Source organism: Bacteroides sp. HF-162, assembly GCF_015679285.1.
GTDB classification, from domain to species: domain Bacteria; phylum Bacteroidota; class Bacteroidia; order Bacteroidales; family Bacteroidaceae; genus Bacteroides; species Bacteroides uniformis.
On the sequence record NZ_CP064937.1, the window covers coordinates 1,642,555 to 1,666,519 of the forward strand.

The 23,965-nt window shown below is 47.1% G+C and carries 23 protein-coding genes and 1 pseudogene; 6 read left to right on the forward strand and 18 right to left on the reverse strand.

What is annotated here, in order from left to right:
* Positions 1–45: 45 nt before the first annotated feature.
* From ITJ87_RS06445 to ITJ87_RS06490, 10 genes are all read right to left on the reverse strand, one after another.
* Positions 46–1,371: a TolC family protein gene (locus tag ITJ87_RS06445; protein ID WP_117964925.1), complete on the reverse strand. Its 1,326-nt coding sequence runs from the start codon at positions 1,369–1,371 to the stop codon at positions 46–48.
* Positions 1,368–4,400, reverse strand: a complete 3,033-nt coding sequence (locus tag ITJ87_RS06450) for an efflux RND transporter permease subunit (RefSeq protein WP_117964924.1) — start codon at positions 4,398–4,400, stop codon at positions 1,368–1,370. The genes ITJ87_RS06445 and ITJ87_RS06450 overlap by 4 nt, the downstream gene beginning before the upstream one ends.
* A gap of 40 nt (positions 4,401–4,440) precedes the next feature.
* A complete protein-coding gene (locus ITJ87_RS06455) occupies positions 4,441–5,523 on the reverse strand; it encodes an efflux RND transporter periplasmic adaptor subunit (RefSeq protein WP_117599269.1) in 1,083 nt (360 codons plus the stop codon).
* Between the two features lie 121 nt (positions 5,524–5,644).
* Complete coding sequence (gene rsgA / locus ITJ87_RS06460) at positions 5,645–6,577, reverse strand: ribosome small subunit-dependent GTPase A (protein WP_117599270.1); 933 nt, start codon at positions 6,575–6,577, stop codon at positions 5,645–5,647.
* 116 nt (positions 6,578–6,693) lie between these two features.
* On the reverse strand, positions 6,694–7,254 hold the full coding sequence (gene frr, locus ITJ87_RS06465) for a ribosome recycling factor (protein WP_025834253.1): 561 nt from the start codon (positions 7,252–7,254) through the stop codon (positions 6,694–6,696).
* 129 nt (positions 7,255–7,383) lie between these two features.
* Positions 7,384–8,094, reverse strand: coding sequence for a UMP kinase (gene pyrH / locus ITJ87_RS06470; RefSeq protein WP_117599271.1), 711 nt, complete (start codon positions 8,092–8,094; stop codon positions 7,384–7,386).
* Positions 8,095–8,176: 82 nt separating this feature from the next.
* Positions 8,177–8,692 (reverse strand): nucleoside 2-deoxyribosyltransferase domain-containing protein, encoded by a 516-nt coding sequence (locus ITJ87_RS06475; protein WP_117964922.1) that lies wholly within the window; start codon positions 8,690–8,692, stop codon positions 8,177–8,179.
* Positions 8,693–8,713: 21 nt separating this feature from the next.
* Complete coding sequence (locus ITJ87_RS06480; RefSeq protein ID WP_117964920.1) at positions 8,714–9,652, reverse strand: DMT family transporter; 939 nt, start codon at positions 9,650–9,652, stop codon at positions 8,714–8,716.
* A gap of 88 nt (positions 9,653–9,740) precedes the next feature.
* Entirely contained in the window at positions 9,741–12,239 is a 2,499-nt protein-coding gene (locus ITJ87_RS06485; protein ID WP_117964919.1) for a heavy metal translocating P-type ATPase, read from the reverse strand.
* A 129-nt stretch (positions 12,240–12,368) separates the two neighbouring features.
* Positions 12,369–13,721, reverse strand: a complete 1,353-nt coding sequence (locus tag ITJ87_RS06490) for an MATE family efflux transporter (RefSeq protein ID WP_117964917.1) — start codon at positions 13,719–13,721, stop codon at positions 12,369–12,371.
* Positions 13,722–13,884: 163 nt separating this feature from the next.
* Between ITJ87_RS06490 and ITJ87_RS06495 the strand changes: the two genes are divergently transcribed.
* A complete protein-coding gene (locus tag ITJ87_RS06495; RefSeq protein ID WP_117599444.1) occupies positions 13,885–14,565 on the forward strand; it encodes a hypothetical protein in 681 nt (226 codons plus the stop codon).
* A gap of 121 nt (positions 14,566–14,686) precedes the next feature.
* Here the strand turns inward: ITJ87_RS06495 and ITJ87_RS06500 are convergent, their stop codons facing one another.
* From ITJ87_RS06500 to ITJ87_RS06510, 3 genes and pseudogenes are all read right to left on the reverse strand, one after another.
* Complete coding sequence (locus ITJ87_RS06500) at positions 14,687–15,157, reverse strand: HlyD family secretion protein (RefSeq protein ID WP_117964915.1); 471 nt, start codon at positions 15,155–15,157, stop codon at positions 14,687–14,689.
* Positions 15,158–15,160: 3 nt separating this feature from the next.
* Positions 15,161–15,871: pseudogene (locus ITJ87_RS06505) on the reverse strand (ATP-binding cassette domain-containing protein); the annotation flags it as partial.
* A 57-nt stretch (positions 15,872–15,928) separates the two neighbouring features.
* Positions 15,929–16,087 (reverse strand): hypothetical protein, encoded by a 159-nt coding sequence (locus ITJ87_RS06510; protein ID WP_158562813.1) that lies wholly within the window; start codon positions 16,085–16,087, stop codon positions 15,929–15,931.
* 425 nt (positions 16,088–16,512) lie between these two features.
* Between ITJ87_RS06510 and ITJ87_RS06515 the strand changes: the two genes are divergently transcribed.
* The 3 genes from ITJ87_RS06515 to ITJ87_RS06525 are packed head-to-tail and all read left to right on the forward strand — an operon-like array spanning position 16,513 to position 18,985.
* Positions 16,513–17,793 carry an SH3 domain-containing protein gene (locus tag ITJ87_RS06515; protein ID WP_117964913.1) on the forward strand — a complete coding sequence of 427 codons (1,281 nt, stop codon included), beginning with the start codon at positions 16,513–16,515 and terminating at the stop codon, positions 17,791–17,793.
* A gap of 12 nt (positions 17,794–17,805) precedes the next feature.
* Positions 17,806–18,534 (forward strand): zinc ribbon domain-containing protein, encoded by a 729-nt coding sequence (locus ITJ87_RS06520; RefSeq protein WP_117599278.1) that lies wholly within the window; start codon positions 17,806–17,808, stop codon positions 18,532–18,534.
* A gap of 34 nt (positions 18,535–18,568) precedes the next feature.
* Complete coding sequence (locus ITJ87_RS06525; RefSeq protein ID WP_117599279.1) at positions 18,569–18,985, forward strand: zinc ribbon domain-containing protein; 417 nt, start codon at positions 18,569–18,571, stop codon at positions 18,983–18,985.
* A gap of 188 nt (positions 18,986–19,173) precedes the next feature.
* Here ITJ87_RS06525 and ITJ87_RS06530 read toward each other — a convergent pair whose 3' ends face one another.
* The 5 genes from ITJ87_RS06530 to ITJ87_RS06550 form a co-directional block, all read right to left on the reverse strand.
* On the reverse strand, positions 19,174–19,353 hold the full coding sequence (locus ITJ87_RS06530) for a hypothetical protein (protein WP_117599280.1): 180 nt from the start codon (positions 19,351–19,353) through the stop codon (positions 19,174–19,176).
* A 391-nt stretch (positions 19,354–19,744) separates the two neighbouring features.
* Positions 19,745–20,518 carry a biotin--[acetyl-CoA-carboxylase] ligase gene (locus ITJ87_RS06535; protein ID WP_005835105.1) on the reverse strand — a complete coding sequence of 258 codons (774 nt, stop codon included), beginning with the start codon at positions 20,516–20,518 and terminating at the stop codon, positions 19,745–19,747.
* Positions 20,502–20,858 carry an MmcQ/YjbR family DNA-binding protein gene (locus ITJ87_RS06540; protein WP_025834268.1) on the reverse strand — a complete coding sequence of 119 codons (357 nt, stop codon included), beginning with the start codon at positions 20,856–20,858 and terminating at the stop codon, positions 20,502–20,504. Before ITJ87_RS06540 ends, ITJ87_RS06535 begins: the two co-directional genes overlap by 17 nt.
* A 75-nt stretch (positions 20,859–20,933) precedes the next feature.
* Positions 20,934–21,299: a YraN family protein gene (locus ITJ87_RS06545; RefSeq protein WP_117599281.1), complete on the reverse strand. Its 366-nt coding sequence runs from the start codon at positions 21,297–21,299 to the stop codon at positions 20,934–20,936.
* On the reverse strand, positions 21,299–23,071 hold the full coding sequence (locus tag ITJ87_RS06550; protein WP_117976791.1) for a S41 family peptidase: 1,773 nt from the start codon (positions 23,069–23,071) through the stop codon (positions 21,299–21,301). Before ITJ87_RS06550 ends, ITJ87_RS06545 begins: the two co-directional genes overlap by 1 nt.
* A gap of 180 nt (positions 23,072–23,251) precedes the next feature.
* Between ITJ87_RS06550 and ITJ87_RS06555 the strand changes: the two genes are divergently transcribed.
* Together ITJ87_RS06555 and ITJ87_RS06560 are read left to right on the forward strand one after the other, a co-directional pair.
* Positions 23,252–23,485: a hypothetical protein gene (locus ITJ87_RS06555; protein ID WP_005824205.1), complete on the forward strand. Its 234-nt coding sequence runs from the start codon at positions 23,252–23,254 to the stop codon at positions 23,483–23,485.
* Between the two features lie 40 nt (positions 23,486–23,525).
* The gene (locus ITJ87_RS06560; RefSeq protein WP_117599445.1) at positions 23,526–23,960 is read left to right on the forward strand and encodes a nucleoside deaminase; all 435 of its coding nucleotides are present in this window, start codon (positions 23,526–23,528) and stop codon (positions 23,958–23,960) included.
* The last annotated feature ends 5 nt before the right edge of the window (positions 23,961–23,965 follow it).

Here is a 23,965-nt window from a genome sequence, read left to right on the forward strand (position 1 = left end):
GCTTCAATTCTGATAAATCGGGCGCAAAGGTACGGATTATATTGCTTATTCCATATAGCGCGCTACTTTTCCACTGATTTGCAGTAGGGAGATTTCACATAATTTGGTATCATATTCTGCGGAGAGAATACGTTCTTCTGCATCCAGCAGACTCTTTTGGGCTTCGCGCATCTCGATTCCCGAGAGGTTGCCCAGCATATATCGTTCCATGGCAATCTCGTGGTTCTCCTTGGCAGCGACAAGGTTCTGGCGTTCAAGGTTCAGCATTTGCAGGTTGTTTTGGTAGGCCTGCCATAGGTTGCTGAGGTCGGCGCGCAGGGCTTGCTCCAGTTGCTCGCGTTCCAGGCGAGCGTTCTGCACGGCAATGCGGGCATTCTTGCGTTCGCGGCGCCGGTTGCCGTCGAACAGATTGAAGCCGACCGTGACGCCGAAGTTCAGACCGAGGTTGCTACGGCGGCTGTTGGCAGAGATGTCATACTTGTTGAGGGTGTAGCCGTATCCGCCGTTCATCTTCACGTATGGGTAGTCGCGCGAGCAGACTTTCTTGTAGTCCAGACGGGCCAGGGTATTGTTCTGTTCGGCACGTAGCAGTGAGGCGTTGATGGCGAGGGTGGCGTTCCACAGCTCCTCGAAGTTCAGGGAGGCGGTCACGTTGATGAGGCTGTCTTGTATGATAAACGGCTGGTCTACATCTTTGTTTGCCATGAGTTCGTTCAGCTGGATACGTGAGGTGTGCAGCAGTTCCTGCTGTTTCATGTATTGGGCACTGTCGGCATTGAAGTCCACTTTGGCCTGCTGGTAGTCCAGGCGCGAGAAGTTACCGATGTGGTAACGCTCTTCCACAATGCGCAGGCGCTCTTTGGATAGCGATACGGCATAACGGAAGTTCTTCAAGCGGATTTTCTGCTGCACATAGTTATAGTATTCGGCGGCTATGTTGGCTATCAGGTCCTCGATGGCGATGCGCGTATTGGTCTCGCCTTGGCGTTCCAGCTCCTTGAGCCGTTGGTAGTTGGCGGTAATGTTGAAACCGTCGAAGATGGTCCAGTTCAGGTTGATGCCTGCATCGAGAGTTTGGTCAAACACTCCGTTGTCCTTGGTTGTCTCTCCGGTGGCTCGGGCTTTGGTTTCGATATTGTCTATGGTTCCCTTGTAGCCGGCGGAGAGGTCCAGTGTGGGCAGGTAGCCCGCATTGCCCAGTGTGGCGTTGTTCTTGCTGACCTGCTCTTCATTGCGGACAATGCGCAGGGAGTAGTTGTTCAGCAATCCCTGCTCCAGGCAGGACTTCAAGGTGTAGGTAGGCGCAGGCTGTGCGTAAAGGCCCAGCGCTGTGCAGGCAGTGGCTATGAAAATTAAAACAATGCGTTTCATTCGGTCTTCAGTTTACTTCGGTTCGTTGATACATAACTATATATGGCAGGCACGATGTACATCGTCAGTAGTGTGGAGATGAGCATGCCGCCTACGACGGCAGTACCCATGGCGATGCGTTGGTTGCAACCTTCGCCGGTGGCGTAGGCAAGCGGTATCAGTCCCAGGATGGTGGAGGCACTCGTCATCAGGATGGGGCGCAGACGTTGCAGGGAGGCGTCCTTGATGGCTCGCATCTTGTCTTCACCCGCTTCCTGCTTCTGATTGGCAAATTCCACAATCAGGATACCGTTCTTTGCCACCAGACCAATCAGCATGATAATACCAATCTGGCTGAATATATTCATTGTAATTCCCCCGAAATACATGAATACCAGTGCACCGGCAATGGCGAGAGGCACCGTCAGCATGATAACCAGCGGGTCCTTGAAACTTTCGAACTGGGCGGCAAGAATCAGGTAAATCAGCACGATGGCCAGGATGAAGGCGAACATCAGACTGGAGGAACTTTCCCGATACTCTTTGGAGTCTCCGGTCAGTGCGGTGCGGAAGGTCTCGTCCAGTGTCTCTTTGGCAATCTTGTCCATTTCATCCAGACCTTGTCCGATGGTCTTGCCGTCCGCCAGTCCCGCGGAGATGGTGGCGGAAACGAAACGGTTGTAACGGTACAACTTCGGAGGGGCGATACCGCCAGTCAGTTCAATCAGGTTGTCCAGCTGCACCATGGTTCCATTGTCGCTACGGATATAGATGCCTTTCAGGTCGGCAGGCTTGTTGCGTTGCTGGCGGTTGATTTCGCCCAATATCTCGTATTGCTTTCCGTTCATGTAGAAGTAGCCCATGCGCTGTCCGCTCAAGCCGTATTGCAGGGTTTGGGCAATGTTCTTGGTGCTTACGCCCATGATGCTCGCCTTGTCACGGTTGATGTTGATGCGCGCTTCGGGCTTGCTGAACTTCAGGTTTACGTCTGCCATCTGGAATACCGGATTTTCGTAGACCTTCGTCATGAACTTGGGGAGCACCTCCTGCAATTTCTCGATATTGGTTGCCTGCAATACATACTGCACGGGCATACCGCCGCGCCGTCCTCCGAATGAGGAGGACTGCTGTACGAAAGAGCGTGCCATTGTCTTTTTCTGCACTGCCTTCGACAACTTTTCGGCAACTTCCATCTGGGTATAGTCACGGTCTTTCATGTCTTTCAGTGTGATACGTACGTTACCGCTACCACTGGACACACGCGCTGTTACCGCTTCTGCATCCGGGATAATGGAGTCCACCAGATGATTGATGTCTTCGGTATAGTCGCGGATATATTCGTAAGTCACTCCTTCGGCACCCATTGTATTGATGCTGATTTGCGAACGGTCCTCCAATGGAGCCATTTCAGCCGGGATAGTATTCCAAAGGACTCCGATAAGCAGGATGGTGACCACGGTGAAGGGCAAGGCAATCCAACGCCGTTTCAGGAAGGCGGCCAGTGACTTGCTGTATATCCGGTTCATTCCTTCGAAGAAAGGTTCGGTCTTGCGATAGAACCAGCTCTGCTGTTCCCTTTTGATTAAAAGTTTGGTGGCAAGCATCGGCGTAAAAGTCAATGCGGCGAAGGAGGAGATAATCACCGAACCGGAGACCACAATACTGAATTCGCGGAACAGTCGTCCCGTCGTCCCGTCCATGAATACAATAGGGAAGAATACCGCCACCAGCGTAATGGTAGTGGAGATGACGGCAAAGAAAATCTCCTTGGCTCCTTCTATGCCGGCTTCTTTCGGTGGCATCCCTTTCTCGATGCGGACATAAATGTTCTCCGTCATCACGATGGCGTCGTCCACCACCAAGCCCACGGCAAGCACCACGGCAAGCATGGAGAGCACATTGATGGAGAAACCGGCCAGATACATGACGAAGAAAGCTCCAATCAGCGAAACGGGGATTACAATACATGGCACAAGCGTCACACGCCAGTCGCGCAAGAAGAGGAAAATGATGATGATAACCAGTACAAAGGCCTCATACACCGTCTGCTTCACCTCGTCGATAGAGGCACGGATAAACTTGGTATTGTCAAAACCGTAGTTGTAATGAACGTCTTCGGGAAGGTCTTTCTTCATCTTCTCCATGCGGTCATATACGGCGTTGGCTATTTCAATGTGGTTGGCACCCGGCTGCGGAATTACTACGACACCTACCATGGGCACACCGTTCATCTTCATATAACTTTTGATGTCGGCTGGTCCCAGTTCGGCACGTCCAATGTCGCTGAAGCGGACAATGCGGTTACCGTCTTCCTTCAGGATAAGATTGTTGAACTCTTCGGCTGTATGCATCAGCCCCAACGTGCGGATGGTGAGCTCGGTAGTGTTTCCTTCGATACTTCCGGAAGGGAGCTCTACGTTTTCGTTGTCCACCGCATTCTTTACATCCAGGGGAGTGATTCCATAGCCGGACATCTTGATGGGGTCCAGCCAAAGCCGCATGGAATAGCGCTTTTCTCCCCAGATACTTACACTACTTACATCTGAAATAGTCTGAAGCTGCTCCTTGACAGTTAGGTCGGCTATTTCACTGAGCTCCAGTAGGGAACGTTTGTCACTTTGGAGGGCAACCATCAGGATAGGGGTGGCGTCCGCATCGGCTTTTGATACGGTAGGCGGATCACAGTCACGAGGCAGATAGCGCTGTGCACGCGACACTTTATCACGTACGTCATTGGCGGCGGTTTCCAAGTCAACGGAAAGCTCAAACTCTACTGTAATGCGTGATGAACCTTGCTGGCTGACACTGGAGAGGGAGCGTATGCCGGGAATACCGTTGATGTTCTGCTCCAGAGGCTCCGTTATCTGGTTCTCGATGACATCGGCGTTGGCACCCGGATAGGAGCAGGATACTGATATGATGGGATTATCTACAGACGGGTATTCGCGTACACCCAGATAATTGTAGCCGATGAAGCCAAACAGCAGGATTATCAGGGTAAGTACTGTCGAGAGTACCGGTCGCCGTATACTTAATTCGGATATATTCATTCTTTACAATTGATAATTAATGGTTGATAATTGACAGTTGTCAATTGATATTGTCCAGTGTTACCGGCAGTCCGGTACGGAGTTGCAGGGTTCCCGAGGTGATGATGGTATCTCCTGCCTGCAAGCCTTGCAATACTTGTACTTCCGCTTCCGTACGGATTCCCGTAGTAATCTCTACCGGCTGGGCTTTTCCCGACTTATAGAGGAATATTTTGTCTTTTCCCATTTCCGGTACAATGGCTTCGGACGGTACGGCGAGGGCGTTCTGAATTTCGTCCTTGTTCAGCTTGATGCTGGCATAGCGGCCCGGAAGCACGGCTCCGTTGGCATTGGGATAAAGTGCACGGATTGTCAAGGTATGGGTAGTAGGGTCTATCTTTGATTCGCGTGCATAAACCGTGGCGTGGAAGGTGTTTAGTTTTCCTTCGAGAGTGAAGTCCAGTCCGGCGCCGGTCTTTACGTCATTGGCATACCGCTCGGGTACGGCAAATTCCACCTTCAACGGTGAAATCTTGGTGAGCTTGGCTACAATGGTTGTAGGGGAAGCGTAAGTACCCACACTGACTTGGCGCAGACCGATGACACCGTCGAAAGGGGCACGCAGCTCGGTTTGTGCGATGTTCGATTCTATCAAGTCAATGTCGGCATTCAGGGTGGCCAGCTCGGTCTTTACTTGTTCGTAGGCTTCTTTACTGACCGCATCCCTTTCCAACAGGGCGTTCTGGCGAAACACGCGGTCTTCTGCCAACTTTAATTGGGAGACGAGGCGTTGCAATTGTGCTTGCAGCGGCCGGTCATTAACTTTGGCAAGTAATTGTCCTTTCTTGACGAAACTGCCTTCTTCAAAATTTATCTCTATGATTTTGCCGGATGTCTCGAAAGAAAGGTCCACTTCCTCATCAGGCAGCAGGCTGCCGCTGATTTGTATTTCATCCTTCAGCAATTGCGGTTTGATTATTTTTGCGTTTACGTTTAGAATTTTCTTACCGCTACGTTGACCGGTCATCACCTTGTCTGCAGCGGCTAATTCTTCATTCTCTTTAGGTAATTGGGAGTAGATTCCTCCTCCAATCAGTCCGGCACCAATCACGATAATGATGCCCCATTTAACTCTCTTATTCATGTTGTAGTATTAGTAGTAATAAAATCAGCCTTAGATTAGACAGCAGGAAAAAGGAAAGGTTTAAAATATAAAGAGTTAAAAAGTGTAAGAATATGAGATGGAAAGATGATAAAATGACAAATCAGTAAGCAGCCCGGTATTTCCCCTCCTCCTTGTCTTCCAGCATGTTCAGATAAGAAGCGTATCGTGACTCACTGATATAGTGCTTCTCAACCGCCTCGCGTACAGCGCATCCGGGTTCGTGGCGGTGGGTACAGTTGCCGTAACGGCAGTCGGCAGATACTTTGAATATTTCCGGGAAATAGTGGCCTATTTCTTCTTCTTCCATATCGAATGTTCCAAAACCTTTGATGCCCGGGGTGTCAATGATATATCCGTCACCGGGAACCGGGAACATTTCTGAGAAGGTAGTGGTGTGCATACCTTTATTATGATAGGTGGATATCTCTCCGGTTTTAATCTCTATATCGGGCAGTATTGCCTTGATGAGTGTCGATTTCCCTACTCCGGAATGTCCGGAAAAGAGGGTTATACGTCCTTTGAGCTCTTCCTCGATAATATCGATGCCTTCCCCTTTTTTGGCAGAAACCTTGAAACATGGATAACCGATGGTGGTATAAAGGTTGATGAGACTGTTCAGATAGTGCAGTTCCTCTTCGTTGTAGGCATCCACTTTGTTGAATATAATCTTGACGGGAACACGGTATGCCTCGGCAGAGGCGAGAAAACGGTCTATAAATGTGGTGGAGGTTTCGGGATAGTTCACCGTCACTATGAGCATGCACTGGTCGAGGTTGGCGGCAAGAATATGTGATTGCTTGGAAAGGTTGGAGGCACGGCGGATGATGTAATTCTTCCGGTCCTCTATCTCGCTGATAAAGGCCGTACCTTCCTGGTTCAGTATGATGTTCACGTAATCGCCTACAGCCACGGGATTGGTGCTTCGTATGCCTTTCAACCGGAAGTTCCCTTTGATTTTACATTCAATCTCCCTTCCGTCGTCAGTCCGTACCAAGTACCAGCTTCCGGTGTTTTTTATAACGAGTCCCCTCAAAATAATTGATAATTGATAATTGATAATTGATAATTGATAATTGATTGCTGGATAATTAACTATAGGTATTATTACACATGATAATTATCAACTGTCAATCATCAATTATCAATTCATTAAACGGTCATGATTTCTTTATCCTTTGCAGCCAGCATGTCATCAATCCGCTTGATGAACTTGTCGTGAATCTTCTGCAGCTTTTCTTCACCGCCTTTCTGGGCATCTTCTGCCAGTCCGTCCTTTACGGATTTCTTCAAGGCGTCGATGGCATCACGGCGTGCATTACGTACACTTACTTTGGCTGTTTCTCCTTCTCCCTTGCATTGTTTGGCAAGCTGCTTCCGGCGTTCTTCCGTCAGCGGTGGGATGCCGATACGGATAATTTCACCGTTGTTTTCGGGCATGATGCCGAGACTGGAGTCAATGATGGCCTTTTCAATGACGCGGAACATGCTCTTATCCCATGGCTTGATGGCAATGCTGCGTGCGTCCGGAGTGGTTACGGCTGCCACATTGTTGATAGGAACCATACTTCCGTAAGAATCCACACGGATACCATCCAGTAAACGGATATCAGCTTTTCCGGCGCGGATATGAGCCAATGCCTCGTCCAGATACATGATGGCCATGTCCATACTTTCTTGCGCTTCGTCTAAGATGTCTTTTACGTCTCTCATATTATTTTCGTTTTTGGAATAGCTTTAATTTGAAACTTTGCAAATATAATTATTAAATCGTGAATTGAGAATTAAGAATTAAATAACATTCATTTTTTTATTCTCAATTCTTCGTTTTCCGTTTTTAATTCAATTATGTACCAGTGTACCGATTTCTTCTCCTTGCATCACTCTTTTCAGATTCCCCACTGTATCCATGTCAAAAACGATGATGGGTAGGTTGTTCTCCTTGCACATGCAGGTGGCGGTGAGGTCCATCACTTTCAGACCGCGCTTCAGTACTTCGTCGTAAGTGATGTCGTGGAATTTCGTGGCTGTCGGGTCCTTCTCCGGATCGGCGGTATAGATGCCATCCACACGGGTACCTTTCAACATGACATCTGCCTCAATCTCGATGCCGCGCAGACTGGAACCGGTATCGGTAGTGAAGAACGGATTGCCTGTACCGGCGGACATGATGACTACTTCGCCTGCTTCCATACATTCGATGGCACGCCATTTATTGTAGAATTCACCGATGGGTTCCATACGTACGGCAGTCAGCACGCGGACCTTCACGCCGGTAGCTGCCAGAGCTGAACTGAGGGCAAGGCTGTTGATGACGGTTGCCAGCATTCCCATCTGGTCGCCTTTCACGCGGTCGAATCCTTTGTGGGCACCGTTCAATCCGCGAAAAATGTTTCCACCGCCTATCACGATGCCTATTTGTACTCCCAATTCGTGGATTTCTTTGATTTGAGCTGCGTACTCGGCAAGGCGTTTTTCGTCAATGCCGTATTGCTTTTCACCCATCAGGCTCTCGCCGCTGAGCTTCAATAAGATTCTTTTATAGGTTGTCATAATATATAGTTTGTTATATTTCTTTGCAGCAAAGATAAAGAATAAAACTGAAAAGTGCTGCAGAATGAGGTAGGATAGTTGCCTAACGTATTGTCTTTAGGAACTCGTCCATGCTGTGATATAACGGAATACCATAATGGTTACAAGTAATTCGCACATTGTCGTAGCGGTAGAAGCCGGGCTCGCAGATGACGTGCAGTTTGCCGGAACGCATGTGCAGCCCCATCTCCAGCAGAGTGATGGGAGACTTACTGCTTGCCAGGATATTCATGATTATCAGGTCGGCTTTTTCCAGATGTTCCAGTTCCCAGTTCACTTGATGTTCAAAGTCGGACATTTCACCGCTCAACCCCTTGTCCCTTCGGGGGTTGTATAGGAGATATTTGCCTTCGGGACGTGCTCGGAACCAGTCGCAGGTTGCCTTTTGCCAGTCTATGCTCTTGCCCATGTCAATGGTTCCAGCCAGGAAAATTTTGGTATATTCAGCTTCGTTCACTTCGGCTTTGTCTTCATCCGGACGGAGTACGATCACCTCGGACTGAGCTTGTAGGCCGATAGGGAATAACAGAACTAAAAGCAGGTAGAGATTTTTTTTCATGGTTGATGATGGTTTATAGAATTAGTTGTTTTTCTTGCTCTTTATCGGGAGTCTTGGAAACAGTTTCCTGAAACGAACCAGTTGGCCTGTAATGTTTCCCCCTGCGATGACGAGCGTTACGGCTACAATAATCATCACCAGTCCGATGCTTTCTCTGACAGTCAAGCTTTCTCCAAAGACAGCTATTCCGAAGAAGATGGCTGTCACGGGTTCCAATGCACCGAGAATAGCGGTCGGGGTGGAGCCGATGTATTGGATGGCTCCAGTAGTGCAGAGGAAGGATATGGCGGTGGGAAAGACAGCCAGTGCAAGCAAATTGCCCCACAGATACCACTGGTCCGGTGTGTTCAGTACTCCGGAATAGAGCAGGCGTGCTACGAAGAGCGATAAGCCGAAGAGAAGGACATAGAAGGTGACTTTGAGTGTAGCTACATTTTTCAATGACGTCTGGTTGATGCCCACAATGTATATGGCATAGGAAAGGGAGGAAGCGAAAACCAGCAATGTCCCTATCAGGCTCAGCGTACTGCCGTCCTCACTTTTATAGAGCAGCCCGATGCCTCCCAGTGCAAGCAGCATGCAGACGATGGTTTGCAGTGCCAGCTTCTCTTTGAAGACCATAGCCATAATAAGAGCCACCATGATGGGGTAGACGAACAGCAGTGTCGACGCTATGCCGGCGGCCATATAATTATAACTCAGAAAAAGCGTCAGTGAGGAGAGGGCTACGAGTAATCCCATGATGATGAGCGGAAATGTTTCTTTCCGTTGTATCTTGAATGTCCGCCCTCTCGCTTTTATCATAATGCCCAGCAATGGGATGGCAAAAAGGTATCTGAAAAAGAGTACGGAGTCCGGATCCATGCCGGCTTTGTACAACGGGAGGGCAAACAATGGATTCATACCGTAGGAGGCTGCGGCGATAGAACCCAAAATATATCCTTTAGCTTTTGCATTCATATCTTTATATGTAGATTAGCGTGCAAAGGTAGATATTTACTTTGATTTCCTCTTTCTTTTCTGTATGAAAACCGTATGAATTTTACCCTTATACCTTCAGTGTGTAGTCACCGGCTTCTTCTGTCACTGCCTTCTGCAATTCTTCGAGTGTCTTTTCTCCGTCTGAAAACTCTACGATGGCCACCGGAGGGTTCAGGGTTACGGTGGCATGTACACCCTCCATACTATTTAATGCTTTCTCTACGTGCATGCGGCAATGGTTGCACATCATACCTTCTACCTTGAATTCTTTTTTCATGATTGTTTCTGTTGATGGTTCAACTTTTTTGTTTTCTTCCCTTTCATGTATCTTTTTCCGTTTTAACAGCAAGCTGTTGCTTACCACACTGACACTGCTGAATGCCATGGCTGCGCCGGCTATCATCGGATTCAACAGGAAGCCGTTGATGGGATAGAGTATTCCGGCTGCAATGGGCACACCTATTATATTGTATATAAACGCCCAGAACAGATTCTGCCGGATGGTCCGGACTGTCAGACGGGATAGTTGGAGGGCTTCCGGAATTTTTGTCAAATCGGAGGAGATGATAGTCATTTTGGCTACGTCCATGGCGATGTCACTACCTCCGCCCATAGCGATGCTCAAGTCGGCTTGGGCAAGGGCGGCGCTGTCGTTGATGCCATCGCCCACCATCGCCACTTTCCGTCCTTCTGCTTGTAACCGGCTGATAAAGGCTGCCTTGTCCTGCGGCAGTACGCTCGCTTGATAATGCGCAATACCTGCTTTGCGGGCAATTTCGCGGGCGGTGGTTTCATTGTCTCCGGTCAGCATGTGGACTTCGATACCGGTGGCACGCAGCTCGTCGACGGCACGAATGGAAGTTTCCTTTATCCGGTCCGTGATTCCGGCTATTGCCAGTGCGTTTTCTTCGTCGGCAAACCAGATGACGGTTTGTGCTTTCGCTGTCAGTCGGGTAGCTTCTTCCCGAAGAGACCGGCTGATGGCAATCCGGTTCTCTTCCAGTAGTTTCAGGTTTCCGACAAAATAAATCCGGCCTTGTGTCCGTCCTTTTACACCTTTTCCGGTGATGGTTTCGAAATCTTGGATGTCGTCTATGGAAGCCGATTCCTTGAGGTGATTCACTACGGCGTCTGCCAATGGATGTTCCGATAACTTTTCCAGACTGTAGAAAATGTCCGGCAAGACATCTTTTGAGGAAATGCTTGGATTGGGAGTAGTTGTCGGCGTATTCCATACCAGCTTACTGACTACCGGTTTTCCTTCGGTTACGGTTCCGGTTTTGTCGAGTACTACGGTATTTACCTTTTTGGCAATCTCCAGGCTCTCGGCATCTTTTATCAGTATCCCCCTTTCGGCTCCCTTGCCGATGCCTACCATGATGGCGGTAGGAGTGGCCAACCCTAGCGCACACGGGCAGGCGATGATAACCACTGTGACAAATGCCAATAATCCGTGGGTGAATCCACCGGTTCCGTCCAGCATCATCCATACGATGAAAGCGAGCACTGCAATGCCGATAATGGTAGGTACGAATATCCCTGCTATCTTGTCGACCAGTTGCTGTACCGGTGCTTTGCTCCCTTGTGCGTCTTGCACCATGTGTATAATCTTTGCCAGCAGTGTATCTGTGCCGACTTTCTCTGCACGGAAGCGGAAACTCCCCTTCTGGTTGATGGTACCTGCGAAGACTTTGGCATCTTTTTGCTTGGACACTGCTACCGGTTCGCCGCTCAGCATACTTTCGTCCACGTACGAAGAACCTTCCGTCACGATGCCGTCCACTGCAATCCGTTCGCCGGGCTTCACCAGTATGATGTCGCCGGGGCGAATCTGCTCAATAGGGACAATGCGTTCCTCATTCCCGACGACGGTCACGGTCTTGGGTTGGAGTCCCATCAGCTTCTTGATGGCTGTTGAAGTGTTTCCTTTCGCCTTTTCTTCCAGCAGGCGCCCCAGCAGGATAAAAGCTATGATGACACTTGCCGCTTCAAAATACACATGCGGGTGGATGCCCCTGGACTGCCAGAAGTCCGGAAATAACATGTTGAACAGACTGAACAGATAGGCTGTTCCGGTGCTGATGGCTACCAGTGTATCCATATTGGCGCTGCCATGTCTCAGCTGTTTCCAGGCACTGCTGAAGAATCCCCGTCCCAGCCAAAATACAATAGGAGTGGATAGTGTCCACATGATAGGATTGGCATAGGGCATATCCATGAAAAACATACCTATTATGACAACAGGTAAGGATAGAATAACGGCCCAGACAGTGCGGAGTTTCAGTGTAGTGAATTTTTTGTTGTGGGCCTCTTCCGCTTCTTCGAGCGTATTGCCGTCCCGATTTATCAGCAAGTCATATCCGGCGGCCTGCACGGCTTGCTGCAATGCCTCGGAAGAACAGTTCTTGGGGTCATATTCTACGGTTGCCGTTGCCGAAGCGTAGTTTACGGCTGCTATCTTGACACCGGACTGCCGGTTCAGCGTCTTTTCTATCCGTGCGGCACATGATGCACAGCTCATTCCCAATACGGGAAATGTCTCTTGAACAATATTCTTGTCTGTCATAACAATTATGTATTTAAGTTTCGTAAGTTCTTGAACTTGCGAAACTTGAGTTATGTATAAGTCATAGCGATACAAAGATAATGCTTTTTCCCCTTGAAATGTTCATCGCTTAAAATCGCAATAAATAGGCTACTTCTCACTGGGGAATGCTTTTTTAATGACTCCCCGACTCAATCCCGTCTGCACCGCTCCCCGCATCAGGAGGTAGGTGAGGAAGGCAAGCCATAAAGCATGGTTTGCCAGGACGGGATGTAGGCCATAATACAAGACAAAGAAGCTGACGGCTGCTGCAGTCATGGACAGCAGCATGCCGCGCGTGGCTGTGGCACCTATAAAAATGCCGTCCCAAATGAAGGCGGCTATACCAACGGCAGGAACGGCAAGCGCCCAGTAGAAATAGGTGTCGGCAACCGCTATCACTTCTTTGTCATCCGTCAATAGCCTGAGGAAGGCATTACCTCCCAGTGCATAGGTCAACGTAAAGAGAACTGCCATTACCGCTCCCCATCCAAAGAGATGTCGGACGGTGTCTGTAAAGGCTTCCCGGTTGTGTGCGCCTATGTATCTGCCGCTCAGGGCCTCGCCTGCGTAGGCAAAACCATCCATTACATACGAGAACAAAGTGAAGAGCTGCATCAGCAGCGTGTTGACAGCCAAAATGATTTCGCCCTGCGAAGCTCCTGCTGAAGTAAAGAACAGAGTAACCGCCACCAGGCAAAGGGTGCGCAGAAAAATGTCCCTGTTCACTTGGAAGAATTTTAGCATTGTCTCCTTCTCCCAGATACCTTTTCTTTCTTCCCCTTTAATTTCCAATTTATAATTTTTAATTTCCCAGTATCTCTGCAACTTTCCATAATTGCGTATCCAGAGCATCAGCCCCATCAGGAAACCGGCGTACTGGGCTATCAGCGTCCCCAGGGCAACTCCTTCGACTTTCATTCCGCATAGATAGACCAGGCAGAGGCTGGCAATGATATTGACTATATTCTGTGTGATGGCTATATACATGGGAATGCGTGAATTCTGCATGCCGATGAACCATCCCGTGAGCCCGTATAGTCCCAGCATGGCGGGTGCACCCCAGATGCAGATGTGGAAATAAAGCGTTGCCATCTCTTTGACCTCGTCTGTAGGATGAATCAGCAGGAATGCGCCTTGTCTGATGGGGACTTGCAATGCTATGAGGCAGGACGCGACAGCCAGCCCTATGCCGACGGAGCGCACTAATAGGCGTACAACTTCCGGCAAATCCCGTTTTCCGTATGCTTGTGAAGTCATTCCGCTGGTCCCCATGCGCAGGAAACCGAAAATCCAGTAGATGATGTTGAACAGCATCCCGCCTACGGCAATGGCTCCGATATAGGCCGGTGAGCCTAAGTGTCCGACAATGGCTACATCAATCAGTCCGAGCAAAGGAACGGTGATGTTTGATACGATGGAAGGCAGTGCTATTTGCAAGATTTGCTTGTCTCTGAGCTTCATTGGTAACGCTTATTTCATAAGATTGGCAAAGTTACGCAGAAAAGGGGAAAATAGTGGGAAAGATTAACTATATTTTGTTGATGTTTGCAGTGAAAGTGTGTAAATTTGTAGGTGAATTTCTATGGAGATGATTCAGGCTGTTAAACTATTATATACTTTAAAAATGAAATCCTTAACTTTATTTTTCTCTTTGTTTCTGATGTTGCCTCTGTCAGTTTTCGCTCAGTCGGCGGGTGAATTGTTACAGAAAGTTTCCGAAGCGTTGTCCGAAGGCAAGGACGATTATGCCGTAAGTCTGTTTCGTCAGTCGGCAGATGCCGGTGTGGACCAGGCGGAAATGTTCTATTGGGCCAATGTTGACAAGAACACTGTGGTAGCTTCCCGTTTGGCCAATGAGCTGGCTGCCCATTACAAGGAAATGCGGAATTACGACAAGGCCTATCTCTTCTATAAGGAGTTCTTGCAACGCCATCCCGAAGATGTGCCTGCCCTTGTTTCTTGTGCCGAGATGGAAATGATGCGGGGAAAAGAGAAGGATGCTCTGAAAACCTACGAGAAGGTGCTGATGCTCGACGGTGATAACCTGCAGGCAAATATCTTCTTGGGGAATTATTTCTATCTTCAGGCAGAAAAGGAAAGGAAGAAGCTCGATGATGACTTTAAGAAGATAACTTCCCCTACGCGGATGCAATATGCCCGTTATCGTAACGGTTTGTCGGACGTGCTTACCAATAGCTATAGCAAGGCAAAGACCTATCTGCAACGGGTGCTCCAGGTATTTCCTTCCATGGAGGCAGGCAATACGCTGGAAAGAATAAAGAAGATGGAGGCGGAGATGCGTTAATAGTAGCTCAATCTCCTTTTTGAGATACGGATTGCGCAAGTAATAGATTTCTAACGCTTATTCATCGCGGGTGCGAAGCGAGGTGTTGTGCGGGAAGACTTGTTTGGCGAGGCATAGCTGTTCACTCCCATATTCTTCCGAGCAGCGTCTTCTCCGACAAGATGATGGATGCCTTTCCTTTCATGCCTTTCTGCATGAAAGGGACTTCTTTCAGTGACAGTATAAAACAGAAATAGTTGTGCCCGTTGCGGCTGATTATCCGTGTAGAAACGGTTGTGACAGTTCCTTGCAGATAGCCGTATTCCTTGCTTGTATATCCTTCCAGTTCAATTTCTGCTTTCATGCCGGTACTTACTTGTGTGATGCAGGCATACGGCAGTTCTCCGGTAGCTGACACTTCTCCTTGCTGAATGTCCGTCAGGGTGATGTCGCATTCCGTTGTTTCGGGATAGGGGACAAATGCGGCTACAGCCAGCAGCAAAGCTATAATTATTCCGATGATGCCGATTCCGCTACGTACCAGCAGCGGAGGAATCTGCCCGATGATTTTCCGTACCTGTTTGCTTCTGAGTTCTATATCCTTGCTTTCCATATGCTAACTGCCCAATTCCAATTGATTCTTCACAAGATTATAATAAGCTCCCCGGCTGGCTATCAGTTCCTGATGCTTTCCGGCTTCTATGATTTTCCCTTTGTCTATCACTACTATCCGGTCGGCGTTCTTTACAGTGCTTAGGCGATGGGCCACCACGATCACCGTTTTCCCTTTGTAGAACTCCGTCAGGTTCTCTACAATTATCCGCTCGTTGTTGGCATCCAGCGCATTGGTGGCTTCGTCCAGAAAGATGTACTGCGGATTCTTGTAGACGGCTCGGGCAATCAGTATCCGTTGTTTCTGCCCTTGACTCAGACCCACACCGTCTTGCCCTATCAGAGTGTTGTATTTCAGGGGGAGGCGCATGATGTAGTCGTTTATATTGGCAATCCGGGCAGCCTCTGCCAGCCGTTCCTTGTCTATTTTAGGTTGAACTGGTTGAGATCTGTGTCGCCGATGGAGATTTCTCCGCCCAATGCCTTGTAGTAGCCCAACAGCAATTTGATGATGGTCGTCTTTCCGCTTCCTGTTCTTTATTTCGTTGATGAAGATGCTGCCTGCTTCTTGTGTCTGTTGCAGTTTCAGGTTCTTCATGTTGGCTTCGAAAAGTTCGGCCTGCACGTCTTCCCACTCCCAGCGGCGGCGTTGCTCGCAGTCTTGCAGCTTTATCCCCTGCATGGCGGTGATGAACTGGTAGGTTTTGTTGTTGTTCTTAAGGTTAGGCACAAAGTCTCCTCCCATGTAAAAGGCGGCATTGCGCAAATAGTTTCAGGTTTCTGTATTGTAGTATTTTTCTGTTCCGGAGTAGTGCTGTTCTCCGTATTCAGTTCCTTTTTCACGGTTGTTTCCCGCCCAGGAAAAGATGGTGTAGAAAGAGAATTTATCGTTCCCGGTTTCAAAACTTCCACTATGAGAATTTGTCAACATTCCCGGATGGACGTCATTGTTCAGATTTAGCAGCTGGTAAGTCTAGCTTCTTTTTTTGAGTTTTATATTGAGCACCGTTGCATATCCGTCTTTGAGATATTTATGCGCCAACATAAAAAATGCAGGAAATGTTATTGCGCTTCCTACATTTTTCATATTTTTGCATTTGGAGAGAGGAATTCTCTCCAAGACATTTTAGAATTTGAAGAAGCGTTATGCTTATCTTGTGGTTGGGAACCTAGGAAATTCGCAATTGTACACAAGGATAGCATAGTGGTTCTCACGCATATAGCGTGGGCTGCTATAACCATATCCGTGTACAAGGTTTTCCTAGGACCTCCAACCAGAACGTGGCATTGCAGTCTCACGCTTTTATGTTGAATGGTTCCCGGGAGAGACTGAGGGAGATTAATTATTTAAATATTATGAATGCACGTCACCTATTCATTTTATGCGGTACGTTTTTGTTATTCATGGCCTGCAAAGACTCTCCCAAGCAAAAGTCTCTTTCTGCCTCAAAGAATCCAAACCACACGTATGTAATTGCAATAAAGTCGGACATTAGCGTCAAAAAGGAATCGGTGGAAGGCAAACTGGTAGGGGTTGTTGAACGTGGAGAAATGTGCGAACTGGTAGATTCGGTCAACGGATGGTATAAAGTTCGGTTACGTACAGGTGAAGAGGGCTATGTCAACAGCGAATTTTCCAAAGTGCTATCCCATGATTCTATTCCGAAGAAGGCTTTTGAAGCGTATTGTCCTTTGGCAGAGCAGAGAGTACAATACGGTGCCCTATCTTTCAGACTGGATGGAAACAACGTATTTATGGCGAGGGGTTATAATTCTGTGCCAGAGGATGGAAATCTTTGGAATTCGGTCTACCAAGGAGCAACGGTCTATTATGGAAAGATAGAAGGAAATCGGCTGGTCTTCACACGTCACTTGGAATCCTTTAGGGGACTGCTGGAAGACGTTACTCCGGAGGAGATGGAGGAAGTAAAGCCTTATACCGCATATTATTCGCCCGTTGAGGGAGGATTCATCTTTGAAGGGGCACTATTTAAGACTTCAGATGTTGATGGCATTTTGAATGCGGCTCCCGTTAATAAAGAAACTGAAACTCCTCATCCTTTGTCGGCACGTAAAGGTCTCGGCCTATATGGGAGCGTAGAAAGTCTGACCAATAGTGAAGGGGAAACCACTCGGTTTGACAAGGTTGGGAATATACTGGAAATCAGTAAAGGGGAAGAATATTCCCTGATTTATAAGTACAATGACAACCGTACAGAATACAGCCGAAGCGATTGGGGCTCTTACACCATCACATACAGCGACCATAAGCGGAGCGATATGAGTAAGAATGAATCCGATATGGAAGGTTCTGTAGAATATCTTTTTGACGAGCAGGACAGAATCATAGAACGTAAAAGTCAGGTAAGAATGATTTACCTCACAGAAACATTCACTTACACCGGTGTGAACCTTCTTCCTGATAGTAAAAGTGTACACGATTACGATGAAACCGGAGATTACCTTACCACAGATAGATATGAGTATCTGGAAGTGGACGAGCATGGGAATTGGTTGAAGCGAAAAGTTACCCGCACCAATCAGGTGAAAGAGTATAAGGAGAATGGTGAGTCATTCTCTACCAAAACAGAACCGGAACGTATCGAGACACAATCCCTTGAGTATTTCAACAACTAAAAATAACTATTTATGAGTACGAAAATGAAATTCAAGTGTACTTCATGCCAACACATATTTGAACATGATGCTTATCAAAAGGAATGTTTCTGTCCGAAGTGTGGTAACATCAGTGAACGTTGTGCAGAAGAGGAACAGTTTATTGTTTGTAGTGAATGTGGAACTGAAATCCCTAACGGTGTAACATCGTGCCCCACATGCGGGTGCCCCATATCTGCCACGAAAAATCGCCATTGCCATGAATGTGGTGCTGAGCTGGCTGATTCCGTATACGTTTGTCCGCAATGCGGATGTCCCGTTGTACCAGCTACGCCGATTGCCGCTTCATCTATCCCTCCGGTATCCATTACACAGACAGCATCTCCTATAGAGGTTGAAGAGCAGGAACTTTCCCTTCCCCCAAGGAGTAGGGCTTTATATTGGTTTATTGGTGGTATTGTATTGGTGCTGTTAGTAAGTTTCGGTATATTTTATTATACGACCGATTATTTTAAGGATAAGACCAACACATTGGAATCTGTCGTAGGTACTTCGCGGCAAGTAGTGATTGATGGTGTCAACCTACGTTTACGGTATGCACCATCGTCGGATGCAGAAACATACAAGTGGGCTGACGGAACCAACCGTCACCCGGAGAAAGGTGAACGGTTTCCTTATTTAGGAGAAGTAGGAGACTTTTATAAGGTTGATTATAAGGGACTTGTGCTGTATGTTTCCAAACAACATACTCACCTAGAATAGTTTTTTATTTATTAACGCTAATATATTTTGTATTATGGCACTCATTTTTTGTTCCCATTGTGGAAAGCAGGTTTCGGACAAAGCTACCACCTGCCCTCATTGTAATGCAGTCCTGCAAGCAGGACAACCTCAGGTTCAACCTCAAACAGCCCAGCAGCCGTTCCAGCAGAACACAAATGCTACGCAACAGTCGGTTTACGTAAATGTTCCAGGTAAGCAATCCAATGGTATCGGCACTACTGGGCTGGTATTCGCCATTCTTGGAATCTTTCTTGGGTGGATACCTATTCTTGGGTGGATTATCTGGTTCCTCGGTGCGCTTTTTAGTTTCATCGGCTTATTCAAAAGTCCGCGCGGCTGCGCCATTGCAGGTTTCATTATCTCATTTATATGGGTGATTGTCGCTGTGTTCGTCGTTGGGTCTATTGGAGCCTTTTCACTCTTTAGTTAATGGTTGTTATACATAGAAGGTTCTATCGTTTAAGAATTTTAGATACCAATTAAGTGATGCTGGCAAAAAGAACAAATTCACTTTTTGCCAGCATATTTTGTTACTTTTGTAATCAAAACAAAAGAAAGTAGAGCTAAAGAAATTTCATAATTTTCATTCTCACATTTCCGGTGTCCCTTTTTCTCCGGTCACTTTCTGATAAAGTCGTCTTCGGATGGAAGAAATGCTTTCCGGCTTGGGTGCATCAACCGTGCGATGTCTGTTTGGCGGAATTGGAGCTTGATAAGCATACATACGTGCAGTTCGTTTTCGTTGGGATTGTGCAGTGAATGCAGCTTTTCAAAGAAGTTGGGGCAGACAGGAGACATCAGTTCTTTCAGTATTTCCCATTCTTCAGGGGTGATGTATGCCTCGCCACGAGCGAAGTTTGCCCGTTCTTATAGTTTCTGCTATATATTGGAACCAAGCAGATACTCTTGGCCCTCCTGCTCTTGCTCGTTTTCTATCGCTTTTTGTTGCAAGATGTGGTTGAGCAACTCTAAGTTGTCGCTTTCAGCCGGTTGTTCTCTTTTTCACGCAGTTGATAGTTGTAGAGGGAAGTGCATCCGGTGGATGGTTTCCGTCTGTGTCGCTTGTTCGATGGTGAGTTCCAAAAGTTTGCGATAGGCAACTTGTTTGGCATAGATGGTTCCTCCCTTGTGACGTGATAGCGTGACAGATGAATTTCAAAATAAACTTTGTGATAGGGATGAATCTCCTTTACAGAATGTATTGCACTTCCTTGAACAGATATTCCCGTTCACTTCCTCCTTCATCCTCCAGCACGAACCGTCCGTCTTGCTCTACACGCAGCAACCGGGCAAGGAACTTGCCGTTGGCATCTTCATAAGGGTGCAATCCCCGGCGACGGAAAAGGGAGCGGGCATACCGTGTGGATATCTCGTCGGAGTAGACGGCGAAGTCCTCCATTTGGAGGCTGTTGTAGTAGATTTGTACACGTCTCAGGATATGGGCAAGGATTTCATAACGGTCGTGCTCCTTTCCGGTGATTTGTTTCAGTGAGACGGGGTTGGGAGCATCACTGTTGAAGACTTCCTGGTTGATGTTGATGCCGATTCCGGCAATGCTGCGCCTGATATGATGTCCGGAAAGGTCGTTCTCTATCAGTATACCGCAGATTTTCTTGTCTTTCCAATAAATGTCGTTCGGCCATTTGATGGTGATTTCATCAGACCATCTGCTCAGTTCTTCCTTAATGGCGAGGGAAACGATTTGTGAAAGGATGAACTGTCGGCGGGCTTCCAGAAAAGAAGGGTAGAGTACAAAGCTGAAAAGCAGGTTCTTGCCTTCTTCAGCTTCCCAGGTGTTGCCGCGCTGGCCTTTACCGGCGGTTTGGAACTCGGCAGTCACGGTTGTTAGTTCGGCAACGGATTCTTGCAACTGGTTGCAAAGCTGGCTGAGGTATTGGTTGGTCGATGCCGTTTCGTCCAATGCTACCAGCGGGAACGGGAATGTGTCAGGGCAGGGCTTCATATTCGGTACGCATTTTTTTGGTGAACTTCTTCAATACTTCTTCCATAGAGTGGTCTATCAGTTGCTTCAACAGTTTGTCGTCGACGTCACCGTCAAGGAACACCTGGTTCCAGTACTTTTTGTTGAAGTGATAGGCACCTTCGATGGCAGCATAGTGCTCCCGCAGTTCGAGTGCATATTCGGGGTCGCATTTCAGACAAATCTTGTTGGCGCTTTCCAGGTCGATAAGTGCAAACATTTTATCCATGACTTTCATCACGAGCGAGTATTCGTCGAACGGAAGGCATTCCGTGACGGCCTTTTTGCTGAGGCAATATTCGCGGGCGGTTTCTATGTCCATGATGGTATTTACGGTTTACAATTTATAATCTACGATTTACGATTGAAATAACTCTCACTTATCAATTGTCAATTATCAAAATATGGGTGGATAGAAGGCATCCTTCATGTGCTCTATCCTGAATGCTCCCGGTTCGCCTACAGCAGTTATGATGTCGAAGCGGACGGGTGCATCCAAACAGAAGTGCTTGATATAGGCATCGGCCGCTACGACAATACGTCGTATTTTCTGCCAGTTCACGGCATTCTGCGGCTCGATGTAGTCCGTATTGCTACGGGTTTTCACTTCCACAATAATCAGTTCCTTATCTTTGTCGGCTACAATATCCAGCTCAAGGTGATTCTTCCGCCAGTTACGGTCACGTATGGTGTAACCGTTCTGTTCCAAATATTTGGCAGCGGCGTCTTCACCGGCTTTTCCAAGAATATTGTGTATTGCCATTATTCCGGCAACTTAATCATGCCTTCATGTCCTCGTCGGTAGATGGCAGGGACCTTCAAGGCTTTGCCTCTCATCAGGGGTGCTGCACTGCGTGTTGTGGGTGCCGGAGCCTGACCGGTGATTTCCTGGATGGCACGGGCATATAGGAACTCTTTATCCGAACCATAGTCTCTGTATATGTAATATCCGTCTCCTCTGCCGTAAGGGTCGTTTTCATCTATTTCGATGTCAGGTGTGAACCCATTTTCATAATCTCCAACTCCTTTGGCATTATAGCTTTGGAAGGTGATGGGAACCACTTCGTAGACGTTATTTCTTATGGTATATTCTACTGGTTCCATACCTACATTTTTACCGGTAGTTCTTTTACCTATAAGTGTTACTTCTACATCTATTCCCTTTAGAGAATTGATGACAAGTTCACTGGCTGATGCTGTTCCGTTACCTACGATACAATAGACGTGCTGAAGGTTTAAGGCACCTGCTGATAGAGACGTAGCCAGATTCTCATAGTTGGAATATGCAAACAATTCTTCCTCACGTTTATCGTTGCGTTTTTTCATTCTTTCTTTATTATATCTCAGGCTTGTGAACACTTTGCCTTCAGATTTTGCGCCGGCTATACAAGTTGCTATTAGGTTGGCTGATATAACGTGGCCACCTCCATTGTAACGTAAATCCAAAATTAGGTCCGTGATATTCTGACTTTTGAATTCTTTGAATACATCGAATAATTCTTGGTCAAATCCGGCCTCAAATCCAGAATAAACAAGATAGCCAATTCTGTGCCCTGGGGTTTCTTCTTCTGTTGTCACTTTACTGAAAAGAATAGGATTGCAGTACATGGCTTCGGAAGATATGTCTTTTTCTTGGGTTCCTCCCTCTGTCTTTTCCTCTGTAATTTTCAGGCTGAAAGCCGAAGCTGGTATCAGTAAATCTAGGTAATGTTGCCAATAATTACTCATGGTTAACTTCTCTCCGTTTATTTGCATGATTGAGGAACCTCGTTTAATACCTGCTCGTGCTGCCGGTGAATTGGGGTAAACACCTTGTACAAAGAAGTAGATAGTGTAATTATCTTCGCTTCCAATTGCTCGAACGTCTGCTCCGGTAATGCCGAAACTGTAAGTTTGTTCTTTTTTTACCCATTGAGTGGAACGGGTTGAACCGATGGGATTTTTTTTCTGTATGTATGAAAAGAGAGTATATTTTCCATCCGCAGTGGCCTTTTTATCCAAAGTATTAGTAGTCATACTTCCCAATGCATCATAGAAGAAGTCTTCATAGCCTTTGTTATGGTCAAGATTCAATGTTTTGTATTCATCGTTCCAGAGATACATTTCTCTCAGATATTCATCAACTTTTGCGTTAATCTCCATATCTTCAGTGGTTTGGGGAGCACTGGTCCCTTTTTGTGTAACTTCAAAACTTGCAGGAGAATAGCCGTCTATATTAATGGAGATTCTGGCTGTCCGGTCGGTGGTGGAACTTGTACTTACAGATAATTTCAAGGTACTTTGTCCTTTTGTGCCCGAGGTCGTATTCAGTTTGCACCAATCCGCTCCAGAGGTGACGGAAGCTACCCATTTAGCTGCAGCATTGAAGCTTACAGACAAGTCATTATCCTGGCTGATCTCCAGGGATTTTCCCTCTGTCCAACTTTGATTGGTTATGCCGGTATTAAGCTTATTATCGTCATCGTCACTACATGAGATAAAACTTATACTGAACAACGCGAGTAGAAAGAAGCTGAGATAATTTACATGTTTCATACCTTTTAAATTTAGAACTCTCCAAAAATACGTTTTTAATTATTAAATTAAAATGTTTTTAAGAAATTCTTTAAGTTTATCGGTCAAAAAAATATTTCAGTGCCATTTAAGCGTTTCTGATATAAAAATTACGTAGGTTCGTTTTGTTTTTACAGAAGTAAAAGTAATTTTGCAGGAAATATGAGAAAGAGAGATAAAACGTGTGCGAAAGCAACGCCCGAAGAACCGAAGCGCGAGCAGCGCATGGTATGCCTGATGAGCGAGGAAGAGCAGCGGATTGTGGATCGTTATCTGGAGAAATACAAGATAACGAACAAGTCGCGTTGGCTGCGGGAGACTATTCTCATGTTTATCCATAAGAATATGGAAGAGGATTATCCTACTTTGTTCGGTGAGCACGACATGAGGAGATGAGCATTAAAAATTAGAAATTAACAATTAAAAGGGGATGGCGTTGGACGATAGCTATTATATGAAGCAGGCACTTCAGGAAGCGCAGAAGGCAGGTGAACGGGGAGAAGTTCCTGTAGGTGCGGTTGTGGTTTGCAAGGACCGTATCATAGCTCGTGCCCATAATCTGACGGAGACCTTGACAGATGTCACCGCCCATGCCGAGATGCAAGCCATTACCGCTGCCGCTGCATCCCTTGGCGGCAAATATCTGAATGAATGTACTCTCTATGTCACAGTGGAACCCTGCGTGATGTGTGCCGGTGCCATTGCCTGGGCGCAGATGGGACGTCTGGTCTTTGGTGCTGAAGATGAGAAAAGAGGGTATCAGCGCTATGCCTCGCAGGCATTGCATCCCAAAACACAAGTGGTAAAAGGAATTCTGGCAGATGAATGTGCCGCCCTGATGAAAGAGTTCTTTGCCGCCAAGCGCAAATAATCTCT